11 protein-coding genes are annotated in these 13528 nt (G+C 63.7%); 6 read left to right on the top strand and 5 right to left on the bottom strand.

Going from position 1 to position 13528, the window contains the following annotated elements; translation table 11 throughout:
• Positions 1–29 precede the first annotated feature (29 nt).
• The 4 genes from AC3RCM_RS05540 to edd form a co-directional block, all read right to left on the bottom strand.
• Complete coding sequence (locus tag AC3RCM_RS05540) at positions 30–1484, bottom strand: ATP-binding protein (protein ID WP_336090023.1); 1455 nt, start codon at positions 1482–1484, stop codon at positions 30–32.
• Positions 1465–2190: a two-component system response regulator GltR gene (gltR, locus tag AC3RCM_RS05535; protein ID WP_014589861.1), complete on the bottom strand. Its 726-nt coding sequence runs from the start codon at positions 2188–2190 to the stop codon at positions 1465–1467. The genes AC3RCM_RS05540 and gltR overlap by 20 nt, the downstream gene beginning before the upstream one ends.
• Before the next feature lie 78 nt (positions 2191–2268).
• Positions 2269–3228 (bottom strand): glucokinase, encoded by a 960-nt coding sequence (locus AC3RCM_RS05530; RefSeq protein ID WP_064493363.1) that lies wholly within the window; start codon positions 3226–3228, stop codon positions 2269–2271.
• Positions 3225–5051, bottom strand: coding sequence for a phosphogluconate dehydratase (gene edd / locus AC3RCM_RS05525; RefSeq protein ID WP_003255057.1), 1827 nt, complete (start codon positions 5049–5051; stop codon positions 3225–3227). Before edd ends, AC3RCM_RS05530 begins: the two co-directional genes overlap by 4 nt.
• Before the next feature lie 264 nt (positions 5052–5315).
• Here edd and gap point away from each other — a divergent pair, with 264 nt between their 5' ends.
• The 6 genes from gap (at position 5316) to AC3RCM_RS05495 (ending at position 12049) form a co-directional block, all read left to right on the top strand.
• Positions 5316–6317, top strand: a complete 1002-nt coding sequence (gene gap / locus AC3RCM_RS05520; protein ID WP_014589858.1) for a type I glyceraldehyde-3-phosphate dehydrogenase — start codon at positions 5316–5318, stop codon at positions 6315–6317.
• A 251-nt stretch (positions 6318–6568) separates the two neighbouring features.
• Positions 6569–7081 (top strand): RNA polymerase sigma factor, encoded by a 513-nt coding sequence (locus tag AC3RCM_RS05515; protein WP_492629415.1) that lies wholly within the window; start codon positions 6569–6571, stop codon positions 7079–7081.
• Between the two features lie 89 nt (positions 7082–7170).
• The gene (locus AC3RCM_RS05510) at positions 7171–8133 is read left to right on the top strand and encodes a FecR family protein (RefSeq protein WP_336090022.1); all 963 of its coding nucleotides are present in this window, start codon (positions 7171–7173) and stop codon (positions 8131–8133) included.
• A 126-nt stretch (positions 8134–8259) separates the two neighbouring features.
• A complete protein-coding gene (locus tag AC3RCM_RS05505) occupies positions 8260–10848 on the top strand; it encodes a TonB-dependent receptor (RefSeq protein WP_492629414.1) in 2589 nt (862 codons plus the stop codon).
• Between the two features lie 139 nt (positions 10849–10987).
• A complete protein-coding gene (locus tag AC3RCM_RS05500) occupies positions 10988–11581 on the top strand; it encodes a biliverdin-producing heme oxygenase (protein WP_336090021.1) in 594 nt (197 codons plus the stop codon).
• A 54-nt stretch (positions 11582–11635) separates the two neighbouring features.
• The gene (locus tag AC3RCM_RS05495; protein WP_003255065.1) at positions 11636–12049 is read left to right on the top strand and encodes a YbaN family protein; all 414 of its coding nucleotides are present in this window, start codon (positions 11636–11638) and stop codon (positions 12047–12049) included.
• Here AC3RCM_RS05495 and arcD read toward each other — a convergent pair.
• A complete protein-coding gene (gene arcD, locus AC3RCM_RS05490) occupies positions 12029–13456 on the bottom strand; it encodes an arginine-ornithine antiporter (protein WP_492629413.1) in 1428 nt (475 codons plus the stop codon). The two genes, AC3RCM_RS05495 and arcD, sit on opposite strands and share 21 nt — an antisense overlap.
• Positions 13457–13528: the final 72 nt, after the last annotated feature.

Below are 13528 nucleotides of genomic sequence, written 5' to 3'. Positions count from 1 at the left end.
GAAGAGGCCCGCACAGGCACCCCAAAAACTCAATCCATACCCCGCGGCAGATACAGGGTCACCCGCAGCCCGCCCTCCCGCAGGTTCAGCAAGCTCACCTCGCCCCCATGGCTATGGGCGATGTTGCGCGCAATGCCCAACCCCAGCCCATACCCCTGCTGCTGCCCGGCCAGCCGGAAATGCGGCTCGAACACCTGTTCCAGCTGCTGCTGCGGCACCCCGGGCCCCTGGTCATCCACCTGCAGCACAAAACCCTCTGCCCCGTCGATGATGCGCAGCCGCGCCCGTTCGCCGTACTTGATGGCGTTGTCGATCAGGTTGCCGATGCAGCGACGCAACGCCAGCGGCTTGCCCGGGTAAGGCGCCAGCGCCTGGCCCTCGACGGTGATGCGACCATCGCCCAGGTAAGGCTCGGCCAGAATCTCCAGCACCTGGTTAAGGTCGACCGGCTCGATGTTTTCGTGGATGTCGGTGTCCTTTACGCACTGCAAGGCGCCTTTGACCAGCAACTCCAGCTCGTCCAGGTCCTGGCTGAACTTGGCCTGCAGGCGCTCGTCCTCCAGCAGTTCGACGCGCAGGCGCAGGCGCGTGATCGGCGTGCGCAGGTCGTGGGAAATGGCGCTGAACAGCTGGCTGCGTTCGGTCAGGTAACGGCTGATACGCTCGCGCATGCTGTTGAATGCCCGACTCACCTCGACCACTTCACTGCCGCCAGCTTCAGCCACTGGCGCCACATCGGCACCCAGCGACATCTCTCGGGCGGCCCGCGCCAGGCGCTTCAGTGGCCAGCTTTGCCAGTGCACCAGCAAGCCGATGAACAGCAACAGCAAGGCCGTGGTCAGCACGATGAAGCCGATCTGCTGGCGCGGCAGGCGTTCGGCTTCCAGCCCCGTGTACGGTTCGGGCAACAGCGAGGCGATGTACAACCATTCGCCCTCGCCCAAGCGGATCTGCGTGACCAGTACCGGGGGTTTCAGCGGTTCCAGGGTCAGTGAATAATGGGCCCATGAGCGCGGCAGTTCCTCGAGTTTGAGGCCGGTGTTGAAGATGCGCAGGTCGTCAGGCCCGACAAACTCAACGGAAATTTCCATCTGCGAACCCAGGCGCTCGTGCAGCACCTGCTGGAACACATCGATCACCGCCTGCTTGCGAGGGGTAACGGGCAGTGCCTGCATGTCCAGCGGCGTGGCGTTGAGCGACACGAAGAAACGCGTGCCGCCCATGCTGCGCAATTGGTCGAGCACCAGCGGCCGGTAGGCCACCGGCAGCGAGCGGAAGTAACTGACGCTGGCACTCATGGAATGGGCCAGGCTGCTGGCGCTGGCACGCAGCCCCTGAAGCTGGCTGGCGCGAAGCTGGGACACCCAGATGATGCTGGACAACCCCTGGGCCAGCAGGACAACCAGCAGGGTCAGCAGCAGCATGCGCCCCAGCAAGGAGCGCGGCAGCAGGCGCCAGCGCCGCTCAGGGCGCACAGCAGACATGCGCCGCCAACAAGTAGCCACTGCCTCGCACGGTGCGGATCAGCCGGGGAGGCTTGTCGGTATCGCGCAGGCGCTGGCGCAGACGGCTGACCGCCATGTCGACGATGCGGTCCAGCGGCATCGGTTCGCGGCCACGGGTGGCGTTGCCGATGGTGTCGCGGTCGAGGATTTGCTGCGGGTGATCGAGGAACAGTTTGAGCAGGGCAAAGTCGGCGCCGGAGAGGATCACCTCCTCTCCATCACGGTGGAACAGGCGGTGGCTGACCGTGTCCAGGCGCCAGTCGTCGAAGGCCAGCACGGCGCTGCCCGGCGCCGTCTGGCCGAACTCGGTGCGGCGCAACAAAGCCTTGATTCGCGCTTGCAGTTCGCGGGGGCTGAACGGCTTGCCCAGATAGTCGTCAGCGCCCAGCTCCAGGCCGATGACCCGGTCGGCCTCGTCGGAGCTGGCGGTGAGCATGATGATAGGTACGCGCGCTTGGCGTGGGTGCTGGCGTACCCAGCGGCACAAGCTAAAGCCGTCTTCGTCGGGCAACATGACGTCAAGAATGACCAGGTCGCAGGGCGTGGTTTCCAGCGCGTGGCGAAAGCCCTTGCCGTCAGCCTCGGCATGCACCTGGAAGCCGGATCGGCTCAGGTAGGTTTGCAGCAGTTCACGGATTTCCTGGTCGTCGTCGACCATCAGGATCGATTTGCCGGCAGTGCTCAAGGTGGTCCTTCCTCTTGTTGATTACAGGTCTTTTTGCCTGCTGTCGGGTATTGCCATTGGCGCCGCAAAGCGGCCCCCTCAGTGATCCAACGCCTGCTGCAACGCTACCCCTGCCCCCTCCAACCCGGAAAACTCCGCCGTCACCAGCCACACCGGCACCCCGGTAAAATAGCCACTCATACACCCCTTGTCGGCAAAACTCGCGGCAAACCCGCTACGCAGGAACAGCTCGGCAAAGCGCGGAATCACACCGCCCACAATATAGACCCCGCCTCGCGCGCCCAGCGTCAGCACATTGTTACCCGCCACTCGCCCAAGGAAACGACAGAACTGCTCGACCACCGCCAGCGCCCGTGGCTCCCCGCCCAGCGCGGCATCGGTGATATGCGCCGGGGTCTTGTGCCTGGGCGTGTCGCCGTCCAGCGCACAGATCGCCTGGTACAGCCGCACCAGGCCACCCCCACTGAGCACGGCCTCGGCGCTGACATGGCCGATCTGACTGTGGATCTGATGGTGGATTGCCGCTTCGCGAGCATTGCCTACCGGCAGGTCAACATGTCCGCCTTCACCCGGCAGGGCCTTCCAGTGCTGTTCGCCCAGACGCAGCAACGAGCCCACACCCAGGCCAGTACCTGGCCCGATCACCAATGCCGGCCTCGAGGGGTCGGCCTGGCCGGGGCACACCTCGCGGAACTCGCCTTCGCGCAGACGCGTCATGCCCAGCGCCATCGCGGTGAAATCATTGATCAGCAACAGTCGCTCGACCTGCAAGGTCTTGCAAAATGCCGTGCGGCTCAGGCGCCAGTGGTTGTTGGTGAAGCGGAATTCATCGCCATCGACCGGGCCGGCCACCGCCAGGCACACCGCCGCCAGGCCACCGCGGGCGATACCTTGGCTTTCCAGGTAGGCCTCGATGGCCTGCTCGGGGTTGGTGTAGTCCGCGGTGGCGAAAACATTTACTTCATGCAGCTGGTTGTCACGCCACAACGCAAAACGGGCATTGGTGCCGCCAATATCACCAACCAGCAGGTGCTTCATTTGAGGTGCTCCAGGGCCGAGGTAAAGGCACTGGCGCCCTGCTCTGCCGGGCTGAACGCCATGCGCATGAAGCCGAACAGCTCGCGCCCACAACCCAGGTCGTTGCCCTGGGGTGCCGGCGGCAGCTCACGGCTGGCCAGTTCTTCGGCCGACACCATGATCCGCAACGTGCCTTCGACTCCGTCGACCCGCACGATATCACCATCGCGCACCCGCGCCAGCGGGCCGCCGTCGTAAGCCTCCGGGCAAACGTGGATGGCCGCCGGGATCTTGCCCGAGGCACCGGACATGCGCCCGTCGGTGACCAACGCAACCTTGTAGCCACGGTCCTGCAATACACCGAGGAACGGGGTGAGCTTGTGCAGTTCCGGCATGCCATTGCAGCGCGGGCCCTGGAAGCGCACCACCGCGACAAAGTCACGTTCCAGCTCACCGGCCTTGAACGCGTCGGCCAGCGACTGCTGGTCCTGGAACACCCGCGCCGGGGCCTCGACCACTTGGTGCTCGGGGGCAACGGCAGACACTTTCATCACGCCACGGCCCAGGTTGCCTTCCATCACCCGCAGGCCGCCTTCGGCCGAGAATGGTCGCGACACCGGGCGCAGGATGCTTTCGTCCAGGCTGTGTTGCGGCCCTTCGCGCCACACCAGCTTGCCATTGTCGAGGAAGGGTTCCTGGGTGTAGCGGCGCAGGCCATGGCCGGCCACGGTGTTGACATCTTCGTGCAGCAGGCCGGCGTCGAGCAGTTCACGAATCAGGAAGGCCATGCCGCCGGCAGCCTGGAAGTGGTTGATGTCGGCCTTGCCGTTGGGGTAGACGTGCGACAGGGTCGGCACCACTTCGGAAAGGTCGGCCATGTCCTGCCAGGTCAGCTGGATACCCGCAGCCTGGGCGATCGCCGGGATGTGCAGGGTGTGGTTGGTCGAGCCGCCGGTAGCGTGCAGCGCGACGATGGAGTTGACCAGCGCCTTCTCGTCGACGATTTCGCCCAGCGGCATGAAGCTGCCACTGGCCTTGGTCATGCGCGTCACCTGCTGCGCAGCCTCGGCGGTGAGTGCGTCACGCAGCGGCGTGTACGGGTTGACGAACGAGGCGCCCGGTAGGTGCAGCCCCATCACTTCCATCACCAACTGGTTGGTGTTGGCGGTGCCGTAGAAGGTGCAGGTGCCGGGGCTGTGGTAGGAATTCATCTCGGACTCCAACAGCTCTTCGCGGCTGGCCTTGCCTTCGGCATAGCGCTGGCGCACATCGGCCTTCTGCTTGTTGGAGATGCCGGAAACCATTGGCCCACCCGGGACGAAGATGGTCGGCAGGTGGCCGAAGCGCAACGCGCCCATCATCAGGCCGGGGACGATCTTGTCGCAGATGCCCAGCATGAGTGCCGCGTCGAACATGTTGTGCGACAGCGCTACCGCCGTGGACATCGCGATCACTTCACGGCTGGCGATCGCCAGCTCCATCCCCGGCTCGCCCTGGGTCACCCCGTCGCACATGGCCGGCACGCCACCGGCGAACTGGCCGACCGAACCGACCTCGCGCAGGGCCTGCTTGATCTGCTCGGGGAAGTGCAAGTAAGGCTGGTGGGCAGACAACATGTCGTTGTAGGCCGAGACGATGGCCACGTTGGCCGCGTTCATCAGGCGCAGAGTCTGCTTGTCTTCGCTGCCGCAACCGGCCACGCCGTGGGCGAAGTTGGCGCACTGCAGGCTGGCACGCATGGGGCCTTCACTGGCCGCGCCGCGAATCAGTTGCAGGTAGCGTTCGCGGGTGGCGCGGCTGCGTTCGACCAGCCGCTGGGTGACCTCAAGGATGCGCGGATGCATGTACTGGACTCCAGGCTAATTGTAAGGGCGGTTTACCGGGCATTTCCCCTCCAAACGATTGCGGCCTAGGCTCATGGTTAGGAGCCCGCTGCATCGGTGGAGGCACGACGCCCAACCACTCGTTGTATATTTAAACAAAATACTGCCACTAAAAAGGCTTGTTTTCTATCAGCCAGTGAATAATCTTGTAATTCCAACAACAAAACCGTTTCAGTGAAGCTCCTTTGTGCCACAGGTTTCACTCGAACTGCCAGAGGTACTGCCATGACCCTTCGCATCGCCATCAATGGATTCGGCCGAATCGGGCGCAATGTCCTGCGCGCACTGTATACCCAAGGCTACCGCCAGGACCTGCAGGTCGTCGCCATCAACGACCTGGGCGACAGCACCATGAATGCCCACCTGCTCAAGTACGACAGTGTCCACGGCACCTTCGACGCGACCGTCGAGGCCGACCACGAAAGCCTGACGGTCAACGGGGACCGTATCGCGGTCAGTGCCATTCGCAATCCGGCCGAACTGCCCTGGAAGGCCGAGGCGATCGACGTGGTGTTCGAGTGCACCGGGCTGTTCACCGACCGCGCCAAAGCCGCTGCGCACCTGGCCGCCGGGGCGGGCAAGGTGATTGTCTCTGCACCGGCCAAGGGTGCCGATGCCACCGTGGTATACGGGGTCAACCACGACATTCTGCGGGCCTCGCACCAGGTCATTTCCAATGCCTCCTGCACCACCAACTGCCTGGCGCCGATCGCCCAGGTGCTGCACCGGGAGTTCGGCATCGAGCAAGGCCTGATGACCACCATCCACGCCTACACCAACGACCAGGTGCTGACTGACGTTTACCACAGCGACCCGTACCGCGCGCGTTCAGCCACCCAGTCGATGATCCCGAGCAAGACCGGTGCCGCCGAGGCCGTGGGCCTGGTGCTGCCGGAGCTGGCCGGCAAGCTGACCGGAATGGCGGTGCGGGTGCCCGTCATCAACGTGTCGTTGGTGGACCTCACCGTCAACCTCAAGCGCGAGGCCACGGCCGAGCAGGTCAACCAGCTGTTCCTCGAGGCCAGCAAGCATTCCAAGGTATTGGGCTACAACGCCCTGCCATTGGTTTCCTGCGATTTCAACCACAACCCGCTGTCGTCGATCTTCGATGCCAACCATACCCGGGCCAACGGGCGGATGCTCAAGGTGCTGGCCTGGTATGACAACGAGTGGGGGTTCAGCAACCGGATGCTGGACAACTGCCTGGCGCTGCACCGGGCTGGCTGACCCGCGTGGGAGCGGGCTTGCCCGCGAAGCCAACACCGTGGTGGATGGCACGGGCTTCGCCCGTGTTCGCGGGCAAGCCCGCTCCCACAGGGATCGCGCCAGCTTTTAGAAATTGAGCAAGACAGTTGCTCCCAAAAAAAGCAAACGACATCCAGCGACTACAATCTTTACCTTTTCCTGATAATTCCACACTTGACCTGCCGCACGGATGATAAGCATTATCATTAACCTTTCGTCGGCCAGGTCCCCCCGTGAGTCAGTCCCGGTTCAATTCCGTCTTCCTCGTTCAGCGCCTCACCCTGCTGCGTACCCTGCAGCGCATGGTCGGTAACCCCAGCACGGCCGAAGACCTGCTGCAGGAAACCTACCTGCGGGTGTCCCGCGCGCTGGGCGAGCGGCCCATCGAGCACATCGAGCCGTTCGTGTTTCAGACCGCGCGCAACCTGGCGCTGGACCACCTGCGTGCACGCCGGTTGCAGGCACGCATGCTGGTCGACGACGTGCCCGACGAAGTGCTGCACAGTGTCGCCGCGCCCGCCACCAGCAGCGAGGATGCCGCGCACGCCGAGCAGTTGCTCAAGCACCTCAGCGTCAGCCTCAATCAACTGAGCGAACGCCAACAACGCATTTTCATCCTCAGCCGCCTGCATGGCGCCACCTATCTGGAAATCGCCGAACAACTGAGTGTTTCGCCCAGCACGGTACAAAAGGAACTGAAACTGATCATGGCAATCTGCATGGGTGTTGCCGAACGACTCAAGTAAGCTGACCCCAGGCGAACGGCAACGCAAAGCCCTTGCCACACCCCGCCTTAGCCTTGATCATTCGCAAAAAAACCATTCAAGGATTCACCGTGACCGACAGCCCTGCCCCTCGCCCGTCACCTGCCAGGCCTGATGCCCGTGCTCGTGCCATGGACGAGGCGCTGGACTGGCTGGTGCGCCTGCAATGCGCAGATGCCGCAGACACCCAGGCCTTTGAAGCCTGGCTGAGCGCCGCGCCGGAAAACGCCGAGGCCTATGTCGAAGCGGAGGCGCTGTGGAACGGTACGCCGTTGCACAAGGTGGCCACGCACATGCACCAGCAGCAACGCCGCTCATGGCGCGGGCGCCTGCGCAGTCACTGGAAACCCCTGGCCACCGCAGCGCTGCTGCTGGTCGGGCTGTTCACCGTCGGTAACCTGCCCATGCGCCTGCAGGCCGACCACCTTACGGTGGTCGGCGAGCGCCAGCGCCTGCAACTGGAAGACGGCGCAAAAGTGCTGCTCAACACCAATTCGGCATTCGCCAGCGAACGCCAGGACGGCCGCCAGGTCGCCCGCCTGCTACAGGGCGAGGCTTACTTCCAGGTCCCCGAGGGCGCGCAGCTGCCGCTGGAGGTGGAAGCCGGGCCGTTGCGCGCACAGGTGCGCGACACCGACTTTGCCGTGCGCTACCTTGACGGCGAGGCCCAGGTACGGGTGCAACGCGGCGATGTCGACCTGCAGGGGGAGCGCGACCAGCGCATCCGCCTGAGTGCCGGCGACAGCATCAGCGTCGGCCCCCAGGGCTTTGGCCAGCGCCAGCGCCCCGACATGCACAAGGACCTGGCCTGGATCGACGGCCGCCTGGTGTTCGAGAACTGCCCGTTGAGCCAGGTGCTGGCCGAAGTGCAGCGCTACTACCCGGGCTGGATCATCAACCGCAATGAGCAGTTGGAGCACGTTGCCGTCACCGGTAACTACCGCCTCGACCAGCCACTGGAAACCCTGCGCGCACTGGCCCACATCACCTCGGCACAACTGCATGAGTACCCGGCGCTGGTCATCCTGAACTGACCCCTGAATTATTTTTACGCGATCGCACTCGCCCGCCCGTCTCGTTATAGCCAATGCAACTGATTCTTGTTTGAGAACGAGAACAGCCATCACCTATAACAGCCCGCGCGTCTGGGAGCGCTTCCGATGTCCACTGGTCCTACCCGCTCGTCCAACCTTCCCCGCCGTACAGGACAACTGTCCCTGTTGACCCTTGCCCTGCTCGCCAGCGGTGCCTGCAGCCTGCCGGCGCTGGCCGCCGAGCCGGCCCAGGCCAGCAGCCCGCGCATGGGCGACTACCGCTTCAGCATCGGCCAGCAGCCGCTAGTGTCGGCGATCAACGCCTTCAGCCAGGTCACCGGCTGGCAGGTCGGCTTCAGCGCCGAGCTGGCCGACGGCGTGGCTTCGCCAGGCGTACAGGGTTCGCTGCCGCCAGATGCTGCCCTCAAGCGCCTGTTGCGGGGTACCGGGCTGAGTTTTCGCAAGATCAGCAACGGCAATGTGGTCCTGGAGCGCCAAACCGCAAGCAACGTGATCGCGCTGCAGCAGGTGACCGTCAGCGCCACCCGCAGCGCACAGGACGTCAGCCAGGTGCCGAGCACTGTCAGCGTGCAGACCCGTGAGCAACTGGACCGGCAGAACGTGAACAATATCCAGGATCTGGTGCGCTACGAGCCGGGAGTGTCGGTATCCGGAACCGGCCAACGCAGCGGGCTGAACGGCTACAACATCCGTGGTATCGACGGCGAGCGGATCCTCACCCAAGTCGACGGCGTGTCGATCCCCGACAGCTTCTTCTACGGCCCCTACGCCCAGACCCAGCGCAACTATGTCGACCCGGAAATCGTCAAGCGTGTGGAAATCCTCCGCGGCCCGGCCTCGGTGTTGTATGGCAGCAACGCCATCGGCGGTGCGGTGAGCTACTTCACCCTCGACCCGGACGACATCATCAAGCCCGGCAAAGACGTGGGGGCACGCCTGAAAACCGGCTACAGCTCGGCCGACGAAAGCTGGCTGACCTCCGCCACCGTCGCTGGCCGCCAGGGTGACTTCGACGGCCTGCTGCACCTGAGCCAGCGCAACGGCCACGAGACCGAAACCCACGGCAGCCACAGTGGCGACGGCCTGTCGCGCACCGAAGCCAACCCGATGGATGCGCGCACCACCAACGTGCTGGCCAAGCTGGGCTGGAACTACGCCGACGACGCACGCCTGGAGTTCACCTATGAGCGCTACAAGGATGACCGTGACCAGAACATCCTCAGCGCGGTGGGTGGGCCGTTCATCCCCGGCTTTGGTGGCATGGGCTACTACAAGGCGCGTAATGGCAACGACACCATCACCCGCGAGCGCTTCGGCGTTAACCATGAGTTCGGCCTGGACTCGCTGGTCGCCGACCACGTCAAGTGGAGCCTGAACTACCAGATTGCCAAGACCGACCAGCACACCGAGGAAGTTTACGTGCCGCCTGGCCGCCAGGTGCTGCGCACCCGCGATACCACCTACAAGGACCGCCAGTGGGTGTTCGACGCCCAGCTGGACAAGGCCTTCAGCATCGGCGCCACCGACCACCTGCTGACCTACGGCACCACGCTCAAGCACGAAAAGGTCACCGGTTCGCGCAGCGGTACCGGTACCTGCTTGACCGTAGGATCCGGTTGTTCCGCCGCCGGCGCCGAACGCCCGGCAGACGGCCAGGTTCTGGTCAGCGACTTCCCGGACCCGACCGTGAATACCTACAGCCTGTTCGCGCAGGATGAAATCCGCTGGAACAACTGGACCTTCATGCCCGGCGCGCGCTACGACTACACCCGCATGGAGCCCAAATTCACCGAGGAATTCCTGCGTGGTCTGGAGTCCAGCGGTACGGCGCCTACCGCCCAGGACGATTCGGACAAGAAGTGGCACCGCGTCTCGCCCAAGTTCGGCCTGACCTACGCCTTCAACGACAATTACACCTGGTACGGCCAGTATGCAGAGGGCTTCCGCACGCCGACCGCCAAAGCCATGTATGGCCGCTTCCAGAACCTGGACCAAGGCTACCGCGTGGAGGGCAACCCGAACCTTGAGCCTGAAAAGAGCAAAAGCTACGAAACCGGCCTGCGTGGCAACTTCGACGCCGGCAACTTCGACGTGGCAGTGTTCTACAACAAGTACCGTGATTTCATCGACGAAGATGCCGTGCAAAGCGCCAACCTGGAACAGACCTTCCAGGCCAACAACATCAAGCACGCCACCATCAAGGGTGCCGAATTCAAGGGCCGCCTGAACCTCGACCACTTCGGCGCACCGCAGGGCCTCTATACCCAAACCTCGATTGCCTACACCTATGGTCGTAACGATGACACCGGTCAACCGCTGAACAGTGTCAACCCGCTCAAGGGCGTATTCGGCCTGGGCTACGAGCAGCAGAACTACGGTGGCTTGCTGAGCTGGACGCTGGTCAAACGCAAGACCCGTGTCGACGACAGCACCTTCTATTCGCCTGACGGTTCTACCTCGAAGTTCCGCACCCCGGGCTACGGTGTGCTGGACCTGACCGGTTACTACAAGGTCACCGACGACGTCACCATCAATGCCGGGCTGTACAACCTTACCGACAAGAAATACTGGCAGTGGGATTCGGTGCGCAGCTACGACGGCCAGGGTGAGGCGGCTGTGACCCAGCCAGCCAATATCGACCGCCTGACCATGCCGGGGCGCAACTTCGGTATCAATGTGGTTTGGGATATCTGAGGCGTTACGTCTGTACCGGCCTCTTTGCGGGTAAACCCGCGAAGAGGCCGGTACTGGCAACACAAATACCGGCTTTTTTTACTGTCCCGCTCCCGCTGTTTCGTCTTGTATCTAGACGCCCTCTTTCCAAGGACTCCCCATGACCGACCGCCCAGCCCTGCGCTCCCAGCGCCTGAACCAGATCACCCACGCCCCGCACGCCGAGCTGGATGCCCTGGTGAAATCCCACGCGCCTTTCGACAGCCGCGAAAGTTTCGCCCGCTTCGTCGTCGCACAGTACCTGTTCCAGTCCGAGTTGCAGGCCCTGTACAACGACCCTCAGCTGATCGCCATCGTCCCTGATCTGGCTGAGCGCTGCCGTGCCGACCAGGCCCGCCTGGACCTCGCCGACCTCGACACCGAAGTACCGGCCGCCGTGCCGGGCGCTGTGGACAAGCCAAGCCTGGGCGAGGCAATGGGCTGGATCTTCGTCTCCGAAGGCTCCAAACTGGGCGCTGCGTTTCTGATCAAGCGTGCCGTAGCCCTGGAACTGTCCGACAGCTTCGGCGCCCGTCACCTGGGGGAGCCCGCCGGTGGCCGTGCCGAAGGCTGGAAGCAGTTCACCCGCATCCTCGATGGCCTGGCGCTCTCGCCTGAAGAGGAAGCGGCTGCCGAGCGCGGTGCAGTGGCCGCTTTCGAGCGCTTCACCGAGCTGCTCAAGCACGCCTACGCTGCGGATGCCGCGCTGGTCTGATACGCCGAAGCCGGCCACCCCTCCGGTGGCCGAACCGTTTTATGCAGTGAGAACATGACCCGACCAGCCCGCTCGAAACTCGCCCGCCTGTTGTATGGAATCCTGGCCTACGTGAGCCTCGGGGTGGGCCTGGTCGCCATTGTGATTCCTGGCTTGCCGACCACCGAGTTCATCCTGCTGGCCGCCTGGGCCGCCACGCGCAGCTCACCGCGCCTGTCGGCATGGCTGGAGAACCACCGGCTGTTCGGGCCAATTCTGCATAACTGGCGCAACGGCAAGGTGATCCAGCGCCGGGCCAAGGTCAGCGCAACCATCAGCATGCTGCTGTGCGCGGGCCTGATGCTGACCTTTCTGGAACACCACTGGCCAGTATTCCTGGCAATCGCCGGCATGACCCTGGGCAACCTGTGGATCTGGTCACGCCCGGAACACGCCTGCCCTGCCCCGTCACAAGCTCAGCAGCCCTGAATACAAGGCGTAGGCCGCCAGCGCGGCACCCACCAGCACGGCGGCGAAAATCAGCTTTTCCCAGGCCGTGAACAACGTCTGCCCCTGCTCATGCTTGGCCCTCGCGAACAAGACGGCGCCGGGGGCGTACAGCAGCGCCGAAAGCAGCAGGTACTTGAGCCCGCCGGCATACAGCAGCCACACGGCATACAGCAGGGCAACCAGCGCCACCAGCAAGTCCTTGCGCCGCAACCTCGGCTGCCCGGCATAGGTTTCTGCGCGCATCGCCAGCAACACGGCATACGCCGCAGACCACAGGTAGGGCACCAGGATCATCGACGAGGCCAGGTAGATCAGACTGGTGTACGTACCGGCGGAGAACAGCGTAATCAGCAGGAAACCCTGAATCATGCAGTTGGTCAGCCACAGGGCGTTAGCCGGCACATGGTTGGCGTTTTCCTTGGCCAGAAAGCGCGGCATGGTCTTGTCCCGCGCCGTGGCGTAGAGAATTTCGGCACACAACAACGCCCATGACAGCAAGGCGCCAAGCAGCGAGACCGCCAGGCCGAGGCTGATCAGCAAGGCGCCCCAGGGGCCGACGATATGCTCCAGCACCGAGGCCAGCGAGGGGTTCTGCAGCCCGGCCAGTTCCGGTTGGGTCATGATGCCCAACGACAACACGTTGACCAGCACCAGCAGCGCCAGCACACCCAGAAAACCAATGACCGTGGCCTTGCCCACGTCTGACCGACGCTGGGCGCGCCCGGAATACACACTGGCGCCCTCGATGCCGATGAACACGAACACGGTCACCAGCATCATGTTGCGCACCTGCTCCAGCACGCTGCCGAACTGTGGGTTGCTCAAGCCCCAGATATCCCGGGTGAAGATGTCGGCGCGGAAGGCGAATGCAGCGATCACCACGAAAATCAGCAAAGGCACCACTTTGGCGACGGTGGTGACCTGGTTGATGAAGGCCGCCTCCTTGATACCGCGCAGCACCAGAAAATGTACCGACCACAGCAGCAGCGATGCACAACCGATGGCGATGGGTGTGTTGCCTTCGCCGAACATCGGGAAGTAGAAGCCCAGGGTGCTGAACAGCAGCACGAAGTAGCCGACGTTGCCCAGCCAGGCGCTGATCCAGTAGCCCCAGGCCGAGGAAAAGCCCATGTACTCGCCAAAGCCGGCCTTGGCGTAGGCATATACGCCTGAGTCCAGTTCCGGCTTGCGGTTGGCCAGGGTCTGGAACACGAAGGCCAGGGCCAACATGCCGACCGCGGTGATCCCCCAGCCGATCAGCACTGCGCCCACATCAGCACGCGCGGCCATGTTCTGCGGCAGCGAGAAGATACCGCCGCCAATCATCGACCCGACCACCAGCGCGATCAGCGCGCCCAGGCGCAGCTTCTGTCCCGGTTCGCTCATGAGCCTCCCTTTCATCGAGCCCTGTCATGCGTTTGAAACAGCCTTGCGGGCTATATGAATATCGTTACTTAT

The sequence above is a fragment of the Pseudomonas sp. GW823-FHT05G12 genome (genome assembly GCF_058795575.1).
Note: the sequence above shows the minus strand (reverse complement) of the source record. Positions and strands in the feature narration are given on the sequence as shown.

Coding starts and splice junctions, on each gene's coding strand:
- AC3RCM_RS05540 (WP_336090023.1), bottom strand. CDS start 1,484: ATGTCTGCTGTGCGCCCTGAGCGGCGCTGGCGCCTGCTGCCGCGCTCC.
- AC3RCM_RS05530 (WP_064493363.1), bottom strand. CDS start 3,228: ATGAAGCACCTGCTGGTTGGTGATATTGGCGGCACCAATGCCCGTTTT.
- edd (WP_003255057.1), bottom strand. CDS start 5,051: ATGCATCCGCGCATCCTTGAGGTCACCCAGCGGCTGGTCGAACGCAGC.
- gap (WP_014589858.1), top strand. CDS start 5,316: ATGACCCTTCGCATCGCCATCAATGGATTCGGCCGAATCGGGCGCAAT.
- AC3RCM_RS05505 (WP_492629414.1), top strand. CDS start 8,260: ATGTCCACTGGTCCTACCCGCTCGTCCAACCTTCCCCGCCGTACAGGA.
- AC3RCM_RS05500 (WP_336090021.1), top strand. CDS start 10,988: ATGACCGACCGCCCAGCCCTGCGCTCCCAGCGCCTGAACCAGATCACC.
- AC3RCM_RS05495 (WP_003255065.1), top strand. CDS start 11,636: ATGACCCGACCAGCCCGCTCGAAACTCGCCCGCCTGTTGTATGGAATC.
- arcD (WP_492629413.1), bottom strand. CDS start 13,456: ATGAGCGAACCGGGACAGAAGCTGCGCCTGGGCGCGCTGATCGCGCTG.